A 24,133-nucleotide genomic window follows, 5' to 3' on the forward strand; every position below is an offset into this window, starting at 1 on the left:
CATAAGGAAGTAAGAATCATAAGAAAAAAATTAAAAGTATTATGGTTTAGGGAAACAAGGAGTAATTGTTTTGTGTTATTTTTTACATGTCGATTTAAAAAGTCCCCTCTCAATTTTGAAAGGGGACTTTTTGCTATTCTAATATGCTTTTCATTGTATCAATGTGCTCTTTTGAGCCTGTTACAAGAAGTGTATCACCATTTTGTAATTTTGTATCACCATGTGGTATTAACGCTTTGTTACCACGGTAAATTTGGATGATGAGTACGTCACCTAGGAATGGCAAGCGACGAAGCGGTAAACCGTTATATGTATTACTACGTAATTCCACTTCGCGAACCGTTTCATTCGCAGTCGTAATTAAACGAACGAGACTCGGCTTATCAATGAGTGCACGTAATAAAATGCGTGTGGAGTTAATCGTCGAGAATACAGCAATATGCTCTTGCGTTGCTTTTTCCTGTAAAAGAGGATCTTCTACACTTGCAATGACATGCTCAACGCCTAATTCTTTTGCGTGTTCTGCTAATAATAAGTTTTGCTCATCATCACTTGTTGCGACGACAACTCGATCTGCATCGAAGGCTTTTTGTTCTTCTAATAGTTCTATCGTAATGGTATCTAGTTTTACGATTGGGAATTCATGAGATTTCGCTTCCTCGGCATTTACTTTATTTTGACGCATCATGTATAGTGTTACATCATAATCTTCGCGTTTTAAATCAAGTGATAATGGAAGAGTGATTCGACTTGCACCAATAATAGAAACTCTTGGTTTTGGTGTTTCCACTTTTGGAAACATCTTTTTAAATAATACAGGTGCAAAAATACATGTAATAACTGCGCTCAAGATAAGGGAAGCAGACAGACTTGGACTAATAATATTTAACTTTTCACCAATTTGTGCTGCGGCAATAACTAATGAAAGTGTCGATGTTAGTAAAATGGCACTTCCTAATACGATGTTACGAGGATACCATTTTCTTAGCACGAGTGATGGCAATAGTTTTGAAATAAAGAGTCCAACAATTAAAATTGGAATCATTAACATACTAGAAGGCTCTTTAAAAATAGACCATACTTCTAAATTTACACCGACCATTACGAAGAAGATTGGAATGAAGAAACCATATCCGATGGAATCGAGTTTTTCAACCATATCTTCATTTGGTGATAATAAGGATACGAGTACACCTGCTAAAAAGGCTCCTAAAATGTTTTCTGCACCAACAGATTCAGATAATCCGACTAGTATTAAAATAAGCGCAAAAACAGCACGTGTGTCAATTTGTACACTACCAGCTTTTAGGCTTTCCAGGTATGGAATATTTTTAAAGCGTCTTGCAACAAAGTAAATTACAATACCTGCCCCAAATAGAACGAGAAGAAGCCACATGCTCTGACCGCTTTCGGAGTTTAATCCAACGAAAACAGCGAGTAAAATCATTGTAACTAAGTCCGCAATAACGGCGACTAACAAAATAATTTGACCGATTGCTGTTTTTCCTAAGTTGTTTTCTTTTAGTGTTGGGACAACAACACCTAAAGAAATTGTTGAGATAATCAATGTCATGAACATCGCGTTATCTACAAATCCAAGCCATACAAATATAAGTGATAGGGCATAGGATAAGATGAAAATAAATAAGAAGATAATGCTTGCTGCTTGGAACGTATTGGGTTCATTCGTCTTATTCTTTTTCCCTTTTTGTTTAAAGATAGAAAAATCAATTTCTAAACCGCTTAAGAACATTAAGAAGATAAATCCTAGCGTTGATAAAACTTGTAGCCACATATCTGGCTCGATAATATTAAATCCACTTTTTCCTACAAAAATTCCTGCAATAATTTCTGCAACAACGACAGGAAGTGCTTTTAGTTTAAAGCGTTGTAACAAAAGGGGAATGAAAAACGCGATTGCGACAACAATCATAAGTGATAGGACTGAGGAATGGTGTTCCACTGCGTTCTCTCCCTTCAAATAATATAGTACTCATTTTAGCCATATTATAGGAAGAAAAGCAATGCATGTGAACTCGATTCCATAAAGAAAGAGTTTTCTTAACATTTGTCATAATAAGTATAGGTTTCATGATTATGTTTTAATTGCGGTAATGTGGATGATAAGAGAGGGGAAGAGAAAATAGTACGATAAATAAAAAAAGACTGCTGAAATTACCTCAGCAGTCTTTTTCATGTCCATTACATAGAGAAGAAAATCCAAACTGTACCAACAACCGTTACTGCAGCGATGAAAAAGTGGAATACGATTGTGATTGTTTGTATTACTCCTTCGCCTTCTGTCATGTGCATAAACATAACAAATTGCAATGCTGCTTGTGCCACTGCCATTACAAGAATGGCTGTTAAGATTGTTGAAAGTGGCAAGCTTGTATATAACGTTACATATACAGCGAGGAACGTTAATGCAAGCGATAAAATAAATCCGAAAACGTGTGACCATGGAAAACCGCTATGTGCGTTTGCTTGAGTATTGTTTTGTCCCATTATTACGCCACCATCCCATTCAAGTAAACTAGTGTGTAAATGAAGATCCAAACAACATCAAGGAAATGCCAGTATAAGCTGATAATAAACACTTTACGAGCTGTAACTGGTGTTAAACCTCGTTTTAAAATTTGGATAACAACACAAGTTGCCCAAATGATACCAGCTGTTACGTGGGCACCATGCGTTCCAAGAAGAACGAAGAATCCAGATAAGAATCCGCTTGTTTGGATTGTTGCGCCCTCTGCAACATAAGCCATAAACTCTTCAACTTCAAAGAAAAGGAAGCCTGCACCTAAAATTAATGTGAAGATGAACCATCCTAACATCGCTTTTTGGTTGTGCTTACGCATTTCATGAATTGCGATACCGCATGTAAAACTACTTGTTAAAAGTAGGAGCGTTTGAATTAAAAGGGTTTTAAGTTCAAACAGCTGAGCTGGTGTAGGGCCATCAGCCGTACGACCAGCAAGTACTAGATAAGAGGCGAAAAGTGTTGCGAACAGCACGATTTCAGCCCCAAGAAAAATCCAAAACCCTAAAATATTCAATCTGCTTTGTTCGGATTGATATTCTAGAGGTAAGCTTTTATCTAAAGCCGCCATTTCGTTTCACCTCTCATGCAACATGTTCTGTCTTTTTAATTTCATCTACGCTAACGTAATATCCGTCGTCGTAATCAAACGAGCGCCAGATCATACAACCTAACATACCAATACCACCGACAATTGCTAACCAGAACCAGCTAAATACTAATGCAAAACCTGCAAGACCGATAAGACAAGACATAATGATTGGAACGCCTGTATTACTCGGCATATGAATTGGTTTCAATTCTTCAGGTTTTGGTGTAATAGTTTCGCCGTTCTTCTTCATTTCCCAGAATACATCGCTAGACTTAATTTCTGGTAATTTTGCGAAGTTGTAATGTTGTACTGGAGATTGTGTTGCCCATTCAAGTGTACGAGCATCCCAAGGATCTCCAGTTACATCGCGCTCACCATGACGAATGCTATAAACTACGTTGTAGCATAATAAGGCGAAGCCAATTGCCATCATTACTGCACCGACAGATGCGATTTGGTTTAATCCGCCCCATCCAAGGTCTGCAGAGTAAGTGTACATACGACGAGTCATACCATCTAAACCTAAGAAGTACATTGGGAAGAAACAAATGTTAAATCCACTCATAAAGATCCAGAATGTCCATTTACCAAGGCGTTCATTTAGCATATGACCAGTCATCTTCGGATACCAGAATGTAAATCCAGCAAGCATCGCGAATACTGTACCAGCGATTAATACGTAGTGGAAGTGAGCGATTAGGAAGTAGCTGTTATGGTACTGATAGTCAGCTGCTGCCATCGCAAGCATAACCCCCGTAACTCCACCAATTACGAAGTTTGGAATAAATGCCAATGACCAAAGCATTGGAACTGTAAAACGGATACGACCTTTATAAAGCGTAAACAACCAGTTAAAGATTTTAACACCGGTTGGAATCGAAATTGCCATTGTTGAAATCGAGAAGAATGAGTTAACTGCTGGTCCTGCACCCATTGTAAAGAAGTGATGCAGCCATACAAGACCACTTAGAGCTGCGATTGCAACCATTGAATAAACCATTGCGGTATATCCAAATAAGCGTTTACGTGAGAATGTACTTACGATTTCAGAGAAAATACCGAATGCCGGTAAAATAACGATATATACTTCAGGGTGACCCCATACCCAGAACAAGTTCGCCCAAAGCATTGGCATACCGCCGCTTGCCATTGTAAAGAAGTGAGCATCAAATAGACGGTCGAATGTCATTAATGCAAGAGCAACTGTTAATACTGGGAATGCAAAGATGATGATGACACATGTAATTAAAATAGACCAAGTAAACATTGGCATTTGCATTAATTTCATGCCTGGTGCACGCATTTTTAAGATTGTTACCATGAAGTTAATCCCTGTCATCAGCGTCCCGAGACCTGAAATCTGCAATGCAATTGCATAGAAGTTATTTCCTACTCCAGGTGAGAATTCTGTACCAGCCATTGGGAAGTATGATGTCCACCCAGCGTCTGGAGAACCACCGATAACGAAGGCGATGTTAAATAACATAGCACCTACGAAGAATAACCAAAAACTTAATGCATTTAAGAAAGGATATGCAACGTCACGTGCTCCAATTTGAAGAGGAACAACAACGTTCATAAGTCCCATAACAAACGGCATTGCCATGAAGAGGATCATAACTGTACCGTGTGTTGTAAATATACCATTATAGTGTTCAGCGTTTAAATATGTTGTGTCAGGGAACGTTAACTGGGCACGAATCATTAATCCGTCCATACCGCCACGGAACATCATTACAATTGCTGAAATGATATACATAACCCCAATTTTCTTATGGTCAACAGAAGTTAACCACTCATCCCAAAGCCATCTCCATTTTTTGTACTTTGTTAGCACAAAAAGGATCGCTAACGTCACAAGAACAATAGATACGTCCGCTCCATAGATAATCGGATCGCCTGTGACAAAAAATTCATCAAGCTTCACTATATTCACTCCAATCTGTCGGAATATTCGTTATTACTTTTTGTTTTTGTAGTAGTTGTAATCACAATATTCAAGTGATTTTGGATCTACGTATTTTAAATGTGTATTAGTGAATGTCATACGCCCTACTACACCAGGTTTAATGATTTCATTGTATTTTTCTTCTGTAAGTGGTTTAGCAGTTTCTTTTACTTCTTTTACCCACTTGTCATACTTTTCTTTTGTTTTTGCTTCAAGCTCAAATTCCATGTCAGTGAATCCTTCACCAGAGAAGTTTGCGCTACGGCCAATGTAAGAACCTGGCTTATCAGCCTGTAGATATAAGTCCATAATCATGCCATCCATTGTGTATTTCATACCACCAAGCTCTGGAATCCAGAAGGCATTCATTGGACCAACAGAAGTTAGTTTAAATTGAATTGGTACACCTGCTGGTACATTTAAATAGTTAACGGTTTCAATATTTTCCTCTGGATAACTGAATAACCATTTCCAGTTGGCAGATGTAACGTAAATTTCAACTGGTTTCATATCTTTTGTTTGCTCTGGCTGCTTTTCCGATGCAAATGTTGCTTTTACTGTTGGGATTGACAATGCAATCACGATGATAACAGGGAAAATAGTCCAGATAATCTCTAAAAGAGTATTACCGTGTATATCAGGTGGCTCATAGTCCATATTTTCTGGTTTTTCACGGTAACGAATCAAGATGACTGTAAACAAGATAAATACAATTGCAATAATCAACGACATGAGTATGAATGACCAAACGATTAAATCATACTGTGTTTTTGCAACAGGCCCCTGCGGATTTAATACTGCAAGTTTTTTATCACAGCCACCGAGGAACAAGAGTAGTGATAGTGGAAGAAGCGAAGCCAACTTCCAAAATTTTTTTTTCAGTTGCACGATTGAAAATCTCCTTTCTCCTTGGATTGAAACTATGCCAATAAAACAATATAAACCTATTAATTTATAGAAGGCAATAGTTTTTGTTATATTGTTAAAAAATAGACACAAATGCACACTTTTTACGGTGAATATCATTTGTAACTTGATAACATTGTAAACTATTTTTTTGATGAAAACATGATTGTAAAAATTTTAAGATAAATAAAGTTATACCAACATATCCAAGAAATAGAAAAAAACTATCTTATCATAGGATAAGATAGTTGAATATTTTATATATTTAGTTTATTCCTTGTGTAATATTTCGTTGCTTTTCAAATGTGACAACTTTTTTATATTTAATTTGATACAAGATGTAGCAAATAATCATAAATGGAATTCCGCAATAAAGTGCGATACGTTGATCCGGTATAAAAGCTAAACTAACGAATGTAATGAAATTTAAAGAAAAAGCAACAATTGGAACGATTGGATAAAGCGGTGTACGATATTTTAAATCGTTTATATTTCCGCCATTCTTTATAAAATCTCTTCGAAAGAAAAATTGTGAAGCAGCAATTGACATCCAGACGACAACTGCTGCCATCGCTGCAATTGATGTTAGTACTAAAAAGACTGTATCTGCTGCAAATACGCTTGTTAAAAGCGAGAGACTTGCAAAGACTAAGCTGAAAATTAAAGCATTCAGTGGTATTCCCTTTTTTGTTAATTTCGCAAATGCAGGACTTGCCATACCTTGTTTTGACATAGCCCAAAGCATACGTGAATTCGCGTATAATCCTGAATTTGCTACTGATAGTACAGCAGTAATAATGACAAAATTCATAATGTCAGCCGCATATGGAATACCAACTGTATCAAAAACAAGTACAAATGGACTTTCTACAAGATTAGCTTCCTGCCATGGAAGTAAACCAACAACAACAGCAATTGCTAGTACGAAAAAGAATAAAGTACGCCAAATTGTATTTTTAATTGCTTTTGGAATTGTTTTTTCAGGGTTTTCACTTTCACCTGAAGCAATTCCAATTAGTTCGGTTCCTTGGAAGGAATAATTTACAGTAATCATTGTGAGAAGAACAGCTAAGGCACCATTTGGAAATAATCCACCATTTTCGGTGAAGTTATGAAGCATTGGTGCGGGTTGCCCATTGAAATCTAAGAACCCAAACATAACAGCGCCTCCAAGTATAATGAAGACAACAATTGTTGAGACTTTTACACTGGAAAACCAAAACTCCGTCTCTGCAAATGCTTTTGTTGATAAAGCGTTTACAAGAAAAAGGATTACTGCAAATGTAACACACCAAATCCATGAAGATACGTCTGGAAACCAACGCTTCATTAAAATGCTAACAGTCGTTAGCTCTACCCCAACTGTAACAGCCCAGTTTAACCAATACATCCAGCCAACGACAAATCCAAAACCAGGTGAAATAAATTTGCTTGCATAACTTTGGAATGAACCTGCTTCTGGCATGGCAACGGATAATTCGCCAAGACAGAGCATTGTTAAATACATGACGAAACCACCAACTAAAAATGCAAGGATTGCCCCACCAGGTCCGGCATTATGGACGATTTGTCCTGATCCCATGAATAATCCCGTACCGATGACACCTCCGAGCGCAATCATAAAAAGGTGTCTGCTTTTCATTGTACGTTTTAAACTAGTTTGTTCTGTAGTTGTTTGATTCATATTCCCTTCACCCCGTACTTTTCTCTTGTTTGTTTTACTCAATGAATATTGAGCTTGCTTCGTTTCGCTAATCATCAGTGGGGGATAAAAAACATACTGATTGCAGTTTTCTTTATGTTCCTATACGAATGGATTACGTATATTTTCTGGGTGCTTGAGTAGTCATAAAAAACAACAACGAAACGATTAGTGTTCCTTGATTTTTGTTTTGTGAATAAAAGAAATTCAATTTCTTTAACCACATTAAACATTTTTAATTCTAGCAAAATATTCTGAAAATGTATATTAATTTTTCTTTTTATTACAAAAAATTAGAATTTTAAAACAGTTGAATTGAATAATAATTCATATAATCTTTCTAGCAAACTAGGTAGAAGAAAGGTACAATAAAAAGGATAGTGTTTGATGAAAATAATGATGTAATGGAGTTTTGCATATGTTTAAAAAATTCAAATATATATGTATTGTAGGAATTATACTTGTTGTTGCTATTTTTGTAGGGAAAAATAAAATTCTTCAAAAAGTACAAGCGTTACGAGTGAATTTTTTGTTTGATATGAAAGAAACAGCTATGATTGAAAATGTTCCATTTATAAAACAACTTCCGGAATTACAGCGAGGTTGTGAGGTTACGAGTTTAGCAATGTTATTGCAGTATAAAGGTGTACAAGTGGATAAGATGCAACTTGCAAGTGAAATCAATCATGTTCCATTTAAAGAAAATAATCTTCGAGGAAATCCTCATGAAGGATTTGTTGGAAATATTTATACGAAATCCGAACCAGGTTACGGTGTTTATCATGGGCCGATTTTTAAACTTGCAGAAAAATATGTACCTGAAAAAACGATTAATTTAACTGGAAGAGAGATTGAAGATGTATATAAAGTCATTAGTTCAGGCTCACCAGTATGGGTAATTGCAAATACAACGTTTCAGCCGCTAGCTGAGGATAGTTTTGAAACCTGGAATACAAATAACGGTGATGTGAAAATTACATATTATGAGCATAGTGCAGTAGTTGTTGGGTACGATCAAAACTTTGTATATATGAATGATCCGTTAGCTAACAATCCGAATAAAAAAGTATCACGTTCTGAATTTGAAAAAGCGTGGGAACAAATGGGAAAACAAGCAATTACTATTTTATAAAAATAAAAGCTATCTAATGTTAGGTGGCTTTTATTGTAAGTTAAATATTCGGAATATTGTTTATTTTGTTTTTGCTTCGAGCTATAATAACGTTTAGCTTAGTGAAGAAAGGAAGAGGATAGATGGGTGAAATCAAAGATATTGTTCTTTCTAAAGAACGATTAATAAAATGGAGAAGGCATTTTCACAGATATCCAGAGTTATCTTTTCAAGAAGAAAAAACATCTCAGTATATATACGACATACTTCAAACAATTCCTCATCTAGAAATTTCAAGGCCGACAAAGTACAGCATGATGGCAAGATTAATTGGTGAACAACCTGGAAAAGTGATTGCAATTCGTGCTGATATGGATGCCCTTCCAATTCAAGAAGAAAATCAATTTGAATTTGTTTCTACATATCCAGGAGTGATGCATGCATGTGGGCATGATGGTCACATTGCAATGCTCCTTGGCACTGTATATGCGCTCGTAGAGCAAAGGGAAAAAATTAAAGGGGAAATTCGTTTTCTATTTCAACATGCTGAAGAAAATTTTCCAGGTGGTGCCCAAGAAATGGTTGCAGCAGGCGTGATGGAAAATGTGGATTATATTATCGGGGCGCATCTTTGGGCTTCTTTAGAAGTTGGCAAAGTTGGTGTGATTTATGGTCCAGCGATGGCAGCGCCTGATGTATTTAAAATATCAATAGAAGGAAAAGGTGGACATGCGGGTATTCCGCATGAAACAGTTGATAGTATTGCAATCGGTACACAAATAATTACGCAGCTCCAACAAATCGTATCGCGTCTTACGAATCCGCTAGATTCTCTCGTTTTATCTGTAACGCAGTTTCATGCGGGAACAACGCATAATGTAATTCCAGAACAGGCAACAATTGAAGGGACGGTAAGAAGTCTGAAGCATGAATTACGAGAACAAACTGCGCAGCGAATTGAAAAGTTTGTTAAACATATTACGGAATCTTACGGCGCAAATTATACATTTTCATATGAGTACGGCTATCGTCCAGTTGTAAATGATGAACAGGTTACGCAATTTGTTGAAAATACAGCACTAGAGCTTTACGGAAGGGAACAAGTAGTTCGTTTAGAGCCGACGATGGCCGGAGAAGATTTTTCGGCCTTTTTACAAGAAGCGCCAGGCACATTTTTCTTTATTGGTGCTGGGAATAAAGAGAAGGGGATTGTGTATCCGCATCATCATCCTCGTTTTACAATTGATGAAGATGCTTTGCCGATTGGGGTAGAAGTTTTTGTTTCATCTGTTTTGAATTTTATGAGAAAAGGAGATAGTTGAACCAATCGGGCTTTTACGGACAGTTCATCTCCCACCTAACTTCTTTGCTCTCGCTGAATTTTGAGGTGGGAGTGTTACTGTCCGTTAATGCGGGATAAATAATTACATATGTAAGAGCTATCTTATAAAAGAGATAGCTCTTTTTGTATATATTTGTTTCTATTGGCGAAATCTAACTACAACTTGTTGAAAAGAAAGTTAGGTGGGGAATTTGTTAAAGTTAGATGCTAACTTATCTAAAATTACAAAGGAAATTCGAGAAAAGTTAGATTCACCTAATGATCTAACGGTTAGAGAATTTACACTTGCCGGTTGCTCTACACGTTGTGCGGTTGTTTTTTTATGCGGATTAACAGATAAAGATAATATTTATAAGTTTATTATCAGGCCACTTCAATATGAAGAATTACCAAAACAAGCTGCAATCATTCAAACTCTGCTGGATCGTTTCCTTTCTATTACAGAGGTGAGTATTGCAAAAACGTTTCCGGGGATTATAAATGCTCTTTTAGCTGGAGATACAATCGTACTAATTGATGACATTCCATCTGCTGTAGTTGTAAACAGTCGAGCGTGGGAAAAAAGAAGCCTAGAATCCCCAATTACAGAGGCACTAATTCGTGGGCCAAGGATTGGATTTAATGAGGATATCAATGTAAATAAAATGCTAATTCGTCGTAGCCTGCGTGATCCGAAGCTCAGGCTTCAATCTTATATCATGGGGGAACGTTCGCAAAAAGAAGTAACTTTAGTATATATAGATGATATTATTAATCCTTATTTTGTAGAAGAGTTAAATCGAAGGCTCCAATCGATAGTAACAGATATTGTTCTTGAAACAGGAACAATTGAACAGTTAATTCAAGATAATAATTTGTCGCCTTTCCCGCAATTTTTGAGTACAGAAAGACCTGATAATGTAGTCGCCTCGTTGGCGAAAGGAAAAGCGGCAATTTTAGTAGACGGATCTCCTTTTGCTCTCATTGCCCCACTAGTTTTGATTGATATATTTCAATCCGTAGAAGATCATTATGAACGTTGGATAATTGGAACGTTACTAAGGTTTTTACGAATGGGGGCTGGTATTATTGCAGTTTTATTGCCAGCTATGTATGTAGCTCTTGTCTCTTATCATCAAGGGCTGATACCATCAAAATTGGCTTATTCTATTGCTGGAGCGAGAGAAGGGGTGCCATTTCCAGCTTATATTGAAACGTTTATGATGGCGCTCACGATGGAACTGATAAGAGAGGCCGGTATCAGGCTACCAAAACCGATGGGGCAAACAATCGGAATTGTTGGTGGGCTTGTCATTGGAGAAGCGGCTGTAAGTGCAGGGATTGTAAATCCTTTTTTAGTAATTATCATTGCTGTAACTGCCATTGCTACTTTTTCTCTTCCGGTATATAGCATCACAATTACATTTCGAATTTTATTATTTGTATTCGTTTTAGCTGCTACAGTATTCGGACTATACGGTATTATTTTGGCTGTAATTGCGCTAGCAATTCATCTTACAAATTTAAAGAGTGTGGGAGTACCTTATACCACGCCTATTGCGCCAGCATTCTATAAAGATTGGAAAGAAGAAATTATTCGCTTACCAAAAGCAATGTTTAAGGAACGACCAGAATATTTACAAACGAAGGATGATACATTACGTCCAAAGGAGCGGGAGTAAATTGGGACCATTTGAGTACGGGGATGAAGAAATTGGATCACGTGAACTCGCTTTTGCGGTATCTTCAACCATTATTGGTACTGGTGCATTGGCAATGCCAAGGGTCATTGCTACACAAACTTTGTTTTCTGATGGTTGGATAATTTTATTAGCGGGTGGAACTATATGTGCATTTTTTGCATGGTTTGTAACAAAAGTTGCGATTTTATTTCCAAAACAAAATTTTGTTGAATATACAAGTGTTTATTTAACAAAACCAGTTACTTACGTATTTAGTGTTATTTTGATTTTGACATTTGTTGCATTGACAGGGTATGAGGTCAGAACAATTTCTATTATTTCACAAATGTATTTATTTAGTGATACGCCTATACAATGGCTTTCTTTTTTCTTTTTACTGATTGTGATTTACGGAGTAAGTGGATCAAGAGCTGCATTACTAAGACTGAATGTAATATTTTTACCGATTGTCCTAATAGCTATGTTGCTCTTGTCTTTATTAAATATAAATTTAATGGAGGTAGATAGGTTATTGCCAGTATTTCAAACAAAAGTAAGTAAATATGCAGCAGGAATTAAAGATTCTATTTTTACTTTTATTGGATTTGAAGTTGCTCTTTTTTATTCCATGATGTTGAAGGGGAATATAAAAAAAGCTCCTTTGGCTGTAGCCAAAGGAGTAATGGTAACTGTTATGTCGTATATTTTAATTTATGTAACCTGTATTAGTGTTTTTTCGTATATGACAACGAGGGGATTGACGTATCCTACAATTGAGTTGGGAAAGGAAATTGAAATTGGAGGAGGATTTTTAGAACGATTTGACGCAATCTTCTTTACGACTTGGATTATTACGGTTTATAACACAACAGCTATGTATTATGACATTGCTGCTTTATTGTTTTGTGCAATGTTTTCTAAATTAAATAAACATATTTTTATTTTTATAAGTGCACCTATTATTTTTATGATCAATATGGTTCCAGGAGATGTGAGAAAGTTATCGGATTATGGTACATATTTAGCTTGGATCGATATGGGGTGTATCCTATTGGTGCCCTTACTAGTGTTAATTGTATATAAAATAAAAAGAAGGGCTGGTAGAAATGAAACGCCTTCTTAAATTTATATACCTGATTAGTTTGTTATGTTATCTCAGCGCTTGTTCCGAGCAACAAGAAATTGAAGAGAGAGGGTTTGTTGTAGGGGCAGCGTACGATCTTGTAAAAGAAAAAAAGTCCAATCCGGTTATGAAGGGAACATACCAAATGGTTTTGCCCCGTACGCTAACACCACAAGGAGCACAAGGGAATGCGGGGAGTAAAAACTATATTAACATTAGTGCGGTAGCAGATGGAGTTTTTGAACAAATTCGTATCGTTGCTAAAAAAATTAGTCGTGCACTATTTTTCCCTCATATACAAGTGCTAATTTTTTCTAACGATTTGTTAGCAAAACCGTATGTGTTAGAAAATACATTGGATGTATATGTTCGTGACCATGAAATGAGACGGAATATTCGTATTTTTGTTTCTGAAAAAAAAGCAGAGGATATATTAAACCAAAGTGCAAAACCTGAGAATTTACCTGCAAAGTATATTGATATGTTAGTTGACCACGCTCCGAAAAATGCACAGATGATAGAAGCGGCTCGGATTGGTGATATTCAGGAGAAAATTACAGCCAAAAGAAGTTTTGTATTGCCTGTTTTAGGATTGACAAAACAAGGGGTGCAAATGAATGGAGCAGCCTTATTTAGAGGGAAGGATAATAAGCTTGTCGGTAGGTTGAGTGGAGAAAAAACAATAGGATTAAATTATATTATTGGAGAGAAGATGGCAGGTTTTTTTACGATTCGTAAAGGGAATCAATTTGTTACATATGAAATTCATAAAATGCGTCGTAAAATTACTACGTCCGTTACAAATGCTACTAAGCCAAAGTTTGTTATTGATTTATCGTTAGAAGGAACTTTGGCGGAACTGCATTTTAGTGATCATGACCAAATTATGGGAGAGAAGAAACTAAAGCAGTATATTGCAAAAGAGATGGAAAAACGTATTCAAAAAACGATAAAAATTGTACAAAAAGATTATAAGGTAGATGTATTAGGATTGGGAGAAGAATATAAACGTCATGATTATAAAAAGTGGAGCAAAATAAAAAATAATTGGGATCAAGGTAAAAATTATTTTAGTAATTGTGACATCGTAGTTCGGGTGCATCCGACAATTGAGCATTCAGGTTCTTCATTACCAACTCGAGTGGAGTAGAGGTGTTTTATCTTGTTTACCAAATTGAGTATAATATGTACGATATTAATAGCAATTCTCCCATATACAGTATACTTTCTTCATAAGAAAATTATGGAGTATGGTGCACAGCCGTGGCAAAAGAATAAGCAAAAAAGGAAATCTGAATAAATTTCAGATTTCCTTTAATAATCAACGAAGCGTTAATGAGATTCCCTCTATTGATGCTTGTCTCACTTTATCCCGCATTAACGAAAAGTAATCCACCCACCGCAAACTTCAAATGAAAGCGGAGAAGATAGGTGGTGAATAACTGTCCGTAAAGGCCCGATTGATGCGGGCCTTTACGGACAAGTGGGGATGAAGAAAACTCCCGACTGATAGAAGTTTCACTTTATACAAGCCCTAACCAATGTACCAATTGCGATGTGAGGAATGTAACAACAATGGCGATTACGGTAGGGATTGCAAACGATAGAAATGTCCATTTGGGACTTTTTGTTTCTTTATATATGTTAACTAATGTTGTTCCGCATGGGAAATGAAGAAGAGAGAACAACATTGTATTTAACGCAGTTAACCAAGTCCAGCCATGTTCTAAGAACAAGTTTTTAATTTGGTTTAAATCATCTAGTTCGGTTAAAGCACCAGTTGATAAATAAGACATTAATAAAATTGGAATGACAATTTCATTAGCTGGCAAACCAAGGATGAATGCAGCTAGAATAAATCCGTCAAGACCGAGTGATTTAGCGAATGGATCTAAGAAATTCACAAAATACATAAGTAGGCTTGTGTCACCAACATAAATATTTGCTAATACCCAAGTTAGCATAGCGGCCGGTGCAGCTACGATAACCGCGCGTTTTAAAACATATAATGACTTATCAAGTGTGGAACGTACAATTGTATTCCAAATTTTCGGCTTACGGTATGGTGGTAACTCTAACGTATAGTGAGTTGGGACGCCTTTTAAAGCGGTTTTTGATAATACCCAAGATACAGTTAATGTTACAATAACCCCAATTATAACCATTCCGACTACAATACCTGCCGTAACAAGTGTTTGCATACTGCCGGTATATCCAGCGGCCATGAATAATGATGCCATTAATATTAATGTAGGCCAACGTCCATTACATGGAACGAAGTTATTTGTTAAAATCGCTAACATACGCTCGCGTGGTGATTCGATAATACGTGTTGACATAATGGCAGCAGCGTTACAACCAAACCCCATTGCCATTGTTAATGATTGTTTTCCGTGAGCGCCAGAACGTTTGAATAAACGATCCATGTTAAAAGCAACACGCGGTAAGTATCCATAATTTTCCAGTAAAGCAAACATAGGGAAGAAAATAGCCATAGGTGGTAACATAACACTAATTACAGCTCCAGTACCACGGAATAAGCCGAGAATTAAGATGCCATGTACCCAAGTCGGTGCATTCATCGCTTGAAACCAAGCGGTTAAATGACCTTCTGCCCACCCGAAAAATTCAGCAATCATATCAGATGGCACGTTAGCTCCTGCAATTGTAAGATAAAAAATAATAGATAAAATTCCGAGCATAATTGGGAATCCGAATATAGGAGAAGTGAAAATTTTATCTAGCCTCTCTGAACGGTATAACTTATCAGTATTCGTGTATTGAACAGCTTCTTTACATATACTTGCGGAAGTTCGATAAATATCACCTACAATATCATCTCGTATATCATCTTTTGTAAGTGTTTGTGCATGTTGAACAATATAATCTAATGGAAGAGCCTTACTGGCTGAGTGAGATTTCATTTATTACGACCTCCCTTATCAGTGGCTCTTTATGATGTTTTTGAAGTGTAGCTAGAAAGTTTTTATCTCCATCTAGTATTCGTAGTGCGACCCAGCGTGCAGGGTATGTATCACCGAATACTTTATAAATTTGAGGTTCTAATTCCTGAATCATATTTTCAATTTGTTCATTATAAGTAATTTGAACAGGTGTAGGAATTAATTTTTTGCTAGCCACTTTAGCGATTACATTTAGCAAATGTCCGATTCCAACGCGGTTTCGAGCTGAAATTTTGACTACAGGTACACCCAGTGATTTTGCTAATTTCTTTTCATCAATGACGATTCCTTTTTTTTCTGCTTCATCGATTAAGTTAATACACACTATAACGTCGTTAGTCATTTCCATCACTTGTAATGCTAAATTTAAATTTCTTTCCATTGCAGTTGCATCTACAACTACTACTGTTACCTCAGGTTTTTCAAAAATAATATAATCCCGTGCAACTTCCTCATCTGCAGAGTTTGAATATAGGGAGTATGTTCCAGGTAAATCAATTACGGTATATACACTTCCGTTATGTTCATATTCACCTTCTGCTTTTAATACAGTTTTGCCAGTCCAGTTTCCGGTATGTTGTTTTAATCCTGTTAACGTATTAAACAATGTGCTCTTTCCGGTATTTGGGTTTCCTGCTAGCGCAATGCGATGGTTTTTCATACTAAATCATCTCCTATTAATCTCCCGAAAATAAGGGAACTTTCTTCACTACGCAGTGCAATGGTCGTATTGCTCACTTGATAAGCGATTGGATCTCCGAGCGGGCTTCTTTGCAATACTTTAATAGTAGCTCCGGGAATAAAGCCTAAATCTAATAAACGACGTTTCATAGTTCCTTCTAATTGTATCTTCTCGATTTGTACAAACTGCCCTGTTTGGAAATTTGAAAGGGGTTTGATATTAGCCGATACCATAAAAGTTACCTCTTCTCTATATTTTTAGTGTTGGTTTAAAAAGTTTGCCGAGGGAAACTTTTTGTTACTAATATAGTAGACTACATGAAATGATGTTGTCAATTGGTACTTTAAAAATATTCAATTATTTTTAGAATTGTTCCAATTTATTGTGTTGTACAGAAAAATATTACTGAAATTATGTGGGATACATGTGGAGTGAACGCTATAAAGTTCAAAAAATAAAGAGATTTGTAAATGTATTTTTAATATAAGTAGGGAAACCAATAATTTTATTTACAATACATTTACATTATTAAAAGTAAATTTACAATACGGGCAATTTTGTGTGGATTCTTTTGGTTTTTCTTATAAAACGAGTTGGGATATATGGGTTTTTAGACTTATGACCTCTATTTACTTAAAATTAAAAATCGCTTAACACTAACACAATATTATTGTCCTACAATGAATTTGTGTTCGAAAGAAGTAGATGAATGTGAAAAAGCGATAATCCAAATGGGGGTACAAGACATGGTTATGAAAAAAGGTATTAAATTTTCGTTAGCGGCATTAGTGGTTGCTGGTGCTTTAGTTGGATGCGGCAAATCAGAAAGCACAGATAGCAAAGAAACTGCTAAAGGTAGTAACGATGCAAAACAAGAATTGTCGGGTACAATTGCGGCAGCTGGTTCTACAGCTCTTCAACCGCTTGCTGAAGAAGCGGGTAAAAAATTCATGGAAAAGAATTCGAAAGTTTCTATTCAAGTTCAAGGTGGCGGTAGTGGAACAGGGATTAACCAAGTAGCTTCTGGGGCGGTTCAAATCGGTAACTCTGATGTTCCAGCTGCAGATAAAATAAAAGATCCAGAAAAAGCGAAGGAATTAGTAGATAACAAAGTGGCAGGTATTGCATTTGCACTTGTTGTAAATAAAGATGTGAAGGTTGATAACTTAACTGTGAAACAAGTACAAGATATCTTTTCTGGAAAAGTTACAAACTGGAAAGAGCTAGGCGGTAAAGATGAGAAAATTAATGTGATAAACCGTCCAGCATCTTCTGGTACACGTGCTACATTTGAAAAAACAGTTATGAAAGATGCGAAGATTAACGATGGAACAGGTACAACACAAGATTCTAACGGTGCGGTAGAACAAGCAATTAACTCTACTCCTGGTTCTATTAGTTATCTTGCAATGTCTTATATGGTAGGCGATAAAAAAGGTGCATTACAAACTGTGAAAATTGATGGTGCAGAGCCAAAAGTTGAAAATATTTCTGCGGGCAAATATCCATTCTGGTCTTATGAGTACATGGTAACAAAAGGGGAAGCGAAAGAAGCTACAAAAGCTTATATCGATTATGTAAAAGGTAAAGACTTCGAAAAACAAGTTGAAGATATGGGTTATATTCCAATGTCTAAACTGAATAAGTAAACATTTAACGGGCTGGCTGCGAGGCCAGCCTTGTTCATTTCAATCTATGAAGTGGGGTTGTGTCCTGTGATGAAGGGGAAAAAACAAATTAATTATGTAAAAAGTGAATATATCGGAAGAACGCTTGTTACGTTTTGCGGTATATTTATTGTTCTTGTTACATTAGCAATTATTGCATTTATTTGCGGGAAAGGAATTCAATCTTTTACACAAAGTGGTATTTCATTTTCTGAGGTATTGACGTCAACAAAATGGAATCCGAATGCTGATCAGGGATCGTTTGGTGCTGTTATCTTTATTGTTGGTTCAATGCTTGTTTCATTAGGTGCGGTCGTTATTAGTGCGCCAATCGCGCTTGCTCTTGCGATATTTATGAACTTAATTTCACCAAAGTTTGGGAATAAGGTATTAAAGCCTGTTTTAGAATTATTAGTTGGAATTCCTTCAGTAGTATATGGTTTATTAGGGGTTACCATTTTAGTTCCGCTTTTACGTGATTCATTCGGTGGTGTTGGTTTTAGTTTAATTGCCGGTATTATTGTGCTCAGTATTATGATTTTACCTACTATTGCTAGTATTGCTTCTGATGCAATACGTTCGGTTCCCTTTGATTATTTGGAAGCCTCTTATGGTTTAGGTTCGACAAAATGGCAAGCGATTAGCCGTGTTATTGTTCCGGCTGCAAAAAAAGGTATTTTAACAGGGGTCGTTCTAGGATTAGCTCGTGCTTTCGGCGAAGCGTTAGCGGTTCAAATGGTAATAGGGAATACTGTTAAATTGCCTGAAGGGATATATAGTCCAACGGCAACGTTGACAGGTATTCTAACAATGGATATGACGAATACGTTAAATGGAACTGCCTGGAATAACGCTTTATGGACATTGGCAATGATATTACTTGTTATTTCATTCCTGTTTATTTTAGTAATACGAGCAATTGGCCAAAGAGGTGAACGATAGCGATGAACGCAAGAAAAGTAAATAATATTTGGACGGGTATTTTATATGCAGTTGCAGCGTTTGTAGTAGCTTTACTTGTTTTCTTAGTATACGAAATTTTGCAAAAGGGTTGGGGTTTTTGGGATCCAAGTTTCTTGTTCGGAGAACCAAGCAATACAAGAGCTGGAGGTGGAATTGGTCCGCAGTTATTCAACTCTTTCTATATGCTTGTTATTACCTTAGTCATTTCAATTCCGCTTGGATTAGGAGCAGGGATTTATCTTGCGGAATATGCGAAACAAGGACGCTTTTTAGGATTTGTTCGTTTATGTATTGAAACGATGGCATCACTACCTTCTATTGTTGTTGGGTTATTTGGTTTATTAGTGTTTGTTACAATGACTGGTTGGGGCTATACGGTAATGGGAGGAGCACTTGCTTTAACGATTTTAAATTTACCGGGTCTAACGCGTGTTTGTGAAAGTGCGATTACGGAAGTTCCGTCTAATGTAAAAGAAGCGAGTCTTGGGCTTGGTGCAACAAAATGGCAAACGATTGTGCGAATTATTATCCCCACAGCATTGCCGCAAATTATTACGGGGATTATTTTAGCTGCGGGTCGTATATTTGGTGAGGCGGCGGCGTTAATTTATACAGCGGGATTAACATCACCGATTTTAAATTCTGCAGCCGATTTTTCAAGTCCTGCACACCCGTTGAATCCATTTCGACCAGCTGAAACATTAGCAGTTCATATTTGGAAATTGAACTCTGAAGGGATTATTCCAGATGCGAAGTTAATTGCGACAAAATCAGCAGCAGTCTTAATTATTATGGTATTACTCTTTAATATTATTGCCCGTTTTACTGCATCTGTACTTCATAAACGTTTTACGGGAGCTAAGAAATCTCGTAAAACAACGAAAGCCAAAGCGGCTTAAACGCTTGTACCCTAAATGGATAAGAAGCTCTCTGTTTATAAAAAAACAGGGAGCTTTTTTGTGTGAAGTGAATCCGGTAATCTCGGTTATAGCAGGAGTATGAAGATAAAATATTGTATATATACCTGTGTATGTAAATGCTGGAATGGAGATGGAGAGGAAGTTTTTCATGTTTTTTCTACAAATGTCAGGCTTACCGGGTTCGGGAAAATCAACACTTTCTAGACGTATAGCGAAAAATACAGGTGCAATTGTGATTGATCATGATATTGTGAAAACGGCCTTACTAGAGTCGTTGGAAATTCGTCAAATTGAAACAACGGCCGCTGGTGGAATTTCGTATGAAATCGAATGGGCGCTAATAGATTTTCATTTATCCATGGGGCATAGTGTAATATTGGATAGCCCGTGTCTCTATATAGAAATGGTGGAAAAGGGGACGATTTTGTCTAGGGAACATCGTGTGAAATACAAATATATTGAATGCTATCTTAATAATATAGAAGAAATTAATAATAGGCTAAAGACACGAGAACGAATGATAAGTCAAATTGAGAAAGTGGAATCTGAAGAAGTGTTTAAAGAAGGGTTAGATGGTAGTAAACGACCATCTGATTTTACATATCTTATTGTAGATTCTGGGAAGCCTTTAGCGGATTATATTGATGAAGTGATGACGTATATGAATGAGTAGTCGTGAAATTATAATTGTATATTATAGTAGAAAAAACGTTATCTTCAAAACAGAAGATAACGTTTTTTGGTGTTAAGCTTTTGGTGTATCTATAGAAGAGACTACTTTTCTGCGTGAGCGTCGTTTTTTACCGAATTTATCTAACAGTTCATACATAACAGGGACGACAACTAGTGTGAGCGCAGTTGAAACTGCTAAACCACCGATTACAACAACCGCTAAACTTTTAGATACCATACTGCCGGCTTGTGATTGGCTGAATAATAATGGTAACATCGCTACTATTGTTGTAATGGCTGTCATAATAATTGGTCGTAGCCTTGTAGAGCCTGCTTCTAGTAAAGCTTCCCGTGTCGTCATGCCGTGTTCTCTATTTTGTTGAACACGTTCTATTAATACAATGGCATTGGTGACTACGATACCAATTAACATCAATGCACCGATTAGTGCATTTAAATCGACTGGTGTTCTTGAAATGATTAATCCTAAAATACCGCCAACAGCAGCTAGTGGTAAAGAGAATAAAATCGCAAATGGGGCGCGTGCTTGCCCGAAAGTAATGACCATAATTAAATAAACAATCCCGATGGCGATACCCATGATTTTGAATAAATTTGTAAAGTCTTCTTGCATTGATTCAGTTGCACCAGCAATTTTAACTTTCGCACCGTTTGGTAGGTCTAATTCTGAAATAGCTTTGTTCACTTCAGTGTTTACTTTACTTAAATCTTCATTTGTTGCTTCGGCAGTTATTTGAATGGTTTCTTTTCCATCTTTATGGAAAATCTCTGTTTGTAATCGTTTTTCTGAAATGGTTGCAATATCTTTTAAAGGAATTGATCCTGCTATAGGTGATAAGATGTTTGTGTTAAGAATATCTTCCTTGTTACTTATCTTTCCTTGTTTATGTTCGAGCATAATGGTTGTTTTCTCATCATCAATTGTCAGTTGCCCGATTGGTGATTTCTTCATAAGGAATGAAACTTGTTGGCCTGCTGTTTCCGGAGTTAATCCAACTTGTTCCGCTTTCTTTTGATCAATATCGATTTGCCATTCCTTTTTTGATTCTTCTCGATTTGTTTTTACTTTAGAAAGACTGTCTATACTTTTTAGTTTTGTTTCAACGACATCAGCAGCTTTTTTTAAATTCGTCTCATTGTTTGCTGTCACGTTAAATTGCAAGCTGTTTCCTCCGCCGGAATTAGAATAGCTTGCCTTTGTATAATCGAATTCGGCTGGTTTAAAGTCTGCATGCTCTTTTTTTAGTTTTTTGATATATTGATCGATATCTGTTCCTTTTTTGAAGACTACAGCAATAGATGCAAGGTTATTTTTAGTTGTAAATCCAAACTGTGCATCTTCAGCACTGGAACCCATTCGTAAAATAACATCTTTTACATCGCTGTTAGAAAGTAATTTTTTTTCAAAATCAAAGGCTGTTTGCTTTCTAGATTCAAAATCGTAATTTGCTGGGAATGTCATCTGAATTGAAAGCATCGTATCGTCTTCTGATTTGATATTTGCTTTTGGAAGTAATATATAAGCAGCAATTGATCCGGCAAATAATAAGAAAGAAGAAAATAAAATAATAAACTTATGTGAAAGGGCCCACTTTAAAGTAGCTGTATACTTTCTTGAAGGTTTCGGTGTACGCTGCCTTGTTTTTCTCAGTAATAAAAATGCCATAAGTGGAACAACGGTTAAGGCCACCACTAGTGAAGAAAGTATAGAGTATACAACGGCCAATACCATAGGTAACATTAGCTTGCCGATTGTACCTGATACAAGACCGATAGGTAAAAAGACAGCGACTGTTGTTAAAGTAGAAGAGGTAATCGCAACAGCTACCTCTTTTGTGGCGTCTAGAATGATGTCTTTTGAAAAATGTTCTTTTTGTAAGCGCCGGAAGATATTTTCAATGACAACAATACTATCGTCAACAAGTCGACCAACCGCTACTGCTAAGCCCCCGAGAGTTAAAATGTTTAATGTAACATTAGATTGATCAAGTAAAAATAGTGTTAGTAAAATGGATAACGGAATACTAACGACAGCGATAAGGGTTGTTCGAACGCTGCGTAAAAAGATTAAAATAATAAATGTCGCAGCAATTGCTCCTAAAATGACTTCTTTCCCCATGCTCATAACTGCATTTTCAACTTGTTCGTGAGTAGAGGATATTAATTTAATTGTATAAGTATCTTTATATTCTTTGCTTATAGTTTTTATTTTTTTATCAATTTCTTTTCCGATTGCAACTGCATTTTTGCTAGGTTCTTTCATAATAACTAATCCAGTTCCCTCTTCGCCATTCACATGTGAAACGGTATCAAAATGTTGTTTTATTTTTACTTGAGCTATATCTTGTAATTTGATTTGAGGGGTAAGTGACATGTTTTTTATTTCATCTACATTTTTGACATTTCCAATGACGCGTAGGCTGTGGTCTTCGTTATTGACAGTAACTTGACCAACTGGAGTGGAAGTTTCTTTTCCTTGTAAGGCGGCTAATACTTGCTGTGGTGTTACGTTTTTATTTTTCATTTCATTTGGGTCTAAGAGGATAGATAACTCGGATGTTGATTTACCGTAATACATGACGTTAGCAACGCCGTCGATATTTTCAAGTTGCGGGATGATTTCTTCTTCAATCTGTTTTTCGTCTGCTTTTGTAAAACCATTCTGTTTTTGAACGGTAATTTGTGCAAGTGGAATCATAGAGGTATTAAGTTGGCTAACGACGGGTTTTGTAATTTCTTTTGGGAAATTTACGTTGCTGGTAATTTTTTCGACCTCGCGTGTAGCATCCTTCATATTAGCTTTAGATGTATACGCGATATCGATACGAGATAAACCTTCATAAGTAGAAGAAGTTATTGTATCGACGTGTTCCAAATTTCGAAACTTTTTTTCGAGCGGTTCGGTTACTTCTTTTGTCAATGTTTCAGCATCTAGCCCTTGAGACATTGTAGTGACAGTTATTGCGGGATTATCGACGCTGGGTAGAAACTCCATCGGTAATTTGGAGCCGGAATAAATGCCGAGCACAGAAATGAGAAAAACCATGATGATGATAGCGGCTCGATTTTTTAATGAGAATTTTGTTAACCTATCCATAAAAATGATTCCTCCGTTTAAGTTGTTTTTTAGCCTACTTCGTTACTATATAACAAAATCTGGATATCTTTCATTAATTAAATGTAAAAAAATTCTAAATTTATTCTTAAGTAGCGAGTGAATAGGGTTTTGTAAGGAAGAGCTAGAGAGTTGGTTGGGTATTTTAGCCTTTTAAAATTCTGTTGAAGTCAGGAGGAAGAAAATCCATTTAATATGAAATA

The 24,133-nt window shown here is 36.3% G+C and carries 19 protein-coding genes; 9 read left to right on the plus strand and 10 right to left on the minus strand.

Annotation, left to right across the window (positions count from 1 at the left end; all coding sequences use genetic code 11):
• Window positions 1-133 precede the first annotated feature (133 nt).
• The 6 genes from NSQ40_RS03500 to NSQ40_RS03525 all read right to left on the minus strand — a co-directional run bounded on the left by NSQ40_RS03500 (window position 134) and on the right by NSQ40_RS03525 (window position 7,672).
• Complete coding sequence (locus NSQ40_RS03500; RefSeq protein ID WP_033795887.1) at window positions 134-1,963, minus strand: monovalent cation:proton antiporter family protein; 1,830 nt, start codon at window positions 1,961-1,963, stop codon at window positions 134-136.
• A 239-nt stretch (window positions 1,964-2,202) separates the two neighbouring features.
• Complete coding sequence (gene qoxD / locus NSQ40_RS03505) at window positions 2,203-2,508, minus strand: cytochrome aa3 quinol oxidase subunit IV (RefSeq protein WP_003195276.1); 306 nt, start codon at window positions 2,506-2,508, stop codon at window positions 2,203-2,205.
• A gap of 2 nt (window positions 2,509-2,510) precedes the next feature.
• Entirely contained in the window at window positions 2,511-3,113 is a 603-nt protein-coding gene (qoxC, locus tag NSQ40_RS03510) for a cytochrome aa3 quinol oxidase subunit III (RefSeq protein ID WP_003195274.1), read from the minus strand.
• 13 nt (window positions 3,114-3,126) lie between these two features.
• Window positions 3,127-5,061: a cytochrome aa3 quinol oxidase subunit I gene (gene qoxB / locus NSQ40_RS03515; RefSeq protein ID WP_003195272.1), complete on the minus strand. Its 1,935-nt coding sequence runs from the start codon at window positions 5,059-5,061 to the stop codon at window positions 3,127-3,129.
• A gap of 33 nt (window positions 5,062-5,094) precedes the next feature.
• A complete protein-coding gene (gene qoxA, locus NSQ40_RS03520; RefSeq protein ID WP_003205897.1) occupies window positions 5,095-5,970 on the minus strand; it encodes a cytochrome aa3 quinol oxidase subunit II in 876 nt (291 codons plus the stop codon).
• Window positions 5,971-6,253: 283 nt separating this feature from the next.
• Window positions 6,254-7,672 carry an amino acid permease gene (locus NSQ40_RS03525; RefSeq protein ID WP_018765533.1) on the minus strand — a complete coding sequence of 473 codons (1,419 nt, stop codon included), beginning with the start codon at window positions 7,670-7,672 and terminating at the stop codon, window positions 6,254-6,256.
• Between the two features lie 436 nt (window positions 7,673-8,108).
• Between NSQ40_RS03525 and NSQ40_RS03530 the strand changes: the two genes are divergently transcribed.
• From NSQ40_RS03530 to NSQ40_RS03550, 5 genes are all read left to right on the plus strand, one after another.
• Window positions 8,109-8,822, plus strand: a complete 714-nt coding sequence (locus tag NSQ40_RS03530; RefSeq protein ID WP_003205901.1) for a C39 family peptidase — start codon at window positions 8,109-8,111, stop codon at window positions 8,820-8,822.
• Window positions 8,823-8,944: 122 nt separating this feature from the next.
• Window positions 8,945-10,123 carry a M20 family metallopeptidase gene (locus NSQ40_RS03535; protein ID WP_003195264.1) on the plus strand — a complete coding sequence of 393 codons (1,179 nt, stop codon included), beginning with the start codon at window positions 8,945-8,947 and terminating at the stop codon, window positions 10,121-10,123.
• Window positions 10,124-10,325: 202 nt separating this feature from the next.
• Complete coding sequence (locus tag NSQ40_RS03540; protein WP_098158972.1) at window positions 10,326-11,804, plus strand: spore germination protein; 1,479 nt, start codon at window positions 10,326-10,328, stop codon at window positions 11,802-11,804.
• A gap of 1 nt (window position 11,805) precedes the next feature.
• Window positions 11,806-12,927: an endospore germination permease gene (locus NSQ40_RS03545; protein ID WP_097787374.1), complete on the plus strand. Its 1,122-nt coding sequence runs from the start codon at window positions 11,806-11,808 to the stop codon at window positions 12,925-12,927.
• Window positions 12,911-14,077, plus strand: a complete 1,167-nt coding sequence (locus NSQ40_RS03550; protein WP_033795889.1) for a Ger(x)C family spore germination protein — start codon at window positions 12,911-12,913, stop codon at window positions 14,075-14,077. The genes NSQ40_RS03545 and NSQ40_RS03550 overlap by 17 nt, the downstream gene beginning before the upstream one ends.
• Window positions 14,078-14,450: 373 nt before the next feature.
• On the opposite strand, the gene NSQ40_RS03555 is transcribed toward NSQ40_RS03550, so the two are convergent.
• Genes NSQ40_RS03555 through NSQ40_RS03565 form a run of 3 tightly spaced genes read right to left on the minus strand, consistent with a single transcriptional unit; the run spans window position 14,451 to window position 16,805 of the window.
• On the minus strand, window positions 14,451-15,851 hold the full coding sequence (locus NSQ40_RS03555; RefSeq protein ID WP_033795890.1) for a nucleoside recognition domain-containing protein: 1,401 nt from the start codon (window positions 15,849-15,851) through the stop codon (window positions 14,451-14,453).
• Window positions 15,829-16,551 carry a FeoB small GTPase domain-containing protein gene (locus NSQ40_RS03560; RefSeq protein ID WP_018765527.1) on the minus strand — a complete coding sequence of 241 codons (723 nt, stop codon included), beginning with the start codon at window positions 16,549-16,551 and terminating at the stop codon, window positions 15,829-15,831. Before NSQ40_RS03560 ends, NSQ40_RS03555 begins: the two co-directional genes overlap by 23 nt.
• Window positions 16,548-16,805, minus strand: coding sequence for a FeoA family protein (locus NSQ40_RS03565; RefSeq protein WP_003195253.1), 258 nt, complete (start codon window positions 16,803-16,805; stop codon window positions 16,548-16,550). The genes NSQ40_RS03560 and NSQ40_RS03565 overlap by 4 nt, the downstream gene beginning before the upstream one ends.
• A 513-nt stretch (window positions 16,806-17,318) precedes the next feature.
• Here NSQ40_RS03565 and NSQ40_RS03570 point away from each other — a divergent pair.
• From NSQ40_RS03570 to NSQ40_RS03585, 4 genes are all read left to right on the plus strand, one after another.
• Window positions 17,319-18,221: a phosphate ABC transporter substrate-binding protein PstS family protein gene (locus tag NSQ40_RS03570; RefSeq protein ID WP_033795892.1), complete on the plus strand. Its 903-nt coding sequence runs from the start codon at window positions 17,319-17,321 to the stop codon at window positions 18,219-18,221.
• 69 nt (window positions 18,222-18,290) lie between these two features.
• The gene (pstC, locus tag NSQ40_RS03575; RefSeq protein ID WP_026008547.1) at window positions 18,291-19,181 is read left to right on the plus strand and encodes a phosphate ABC transporter permease subunit PstC; all 891 of its coding nucleotides are present in this window, start codon (window positions 18,291-18,293) and stop codon (window positions 19,179-19,181) included.
• Window positions 19,182-19,183: 2 nt separating this feature from the next.
• Window positions 19,184-20,101: a phosphate ABC transporter permease PstA gene (gene pstA / locus NSQ40_RS03580; RefSeq protein ID WP_003195248.1), complete on the plus strand. Its 918-nt coding sequence runs from the start codon at window positions 19,184-19,186 to the stop codon at window positions 20,099-20,101.
• A gap of 169 nt (window positions 20,102-20,270) precedes the next feature.
• A complete protein-coding gene (locus NSQ40_RS03585; protein ID WP_033795893.1) occupies window positions 20,271-20,795 on the plus strand; it encodes an AAA family ATPase in 525 nt (174 codons plus the stop codon).
• 72 nt (window positions 20,796-20,867) lie between these two features.
• On the opposite strand, the gene NSQ40_RS03590 is transcribed toward NSQ40_RS03585, so the two are convergent.
• Window positions 20,868-23,912: an efflux RND transporter permease subunit gene (locus tag NSQ40_RS03590; protein ID WP_097787376.1), complete on the minus strand. Its 3,045-nt coding sequence runs from the start codon at window positions 23,910-23,912 to the stop codon at window positions 20,868-20,870.
• Window positions 23,913-24,133 lie beyond the last annotated feature (221 nt).

Origin of the sequence: Bacillus sp. FSL K6-6038 (genome assembly GCF_038050455.1) — a bacterium.
Classification (GTDB): domain Bacteria; phylum Bacillota; class Bacilli; order Bacillales; family Bacillaceae_G; genus Bacillus_A; species Bacillus_A pseudomycoides.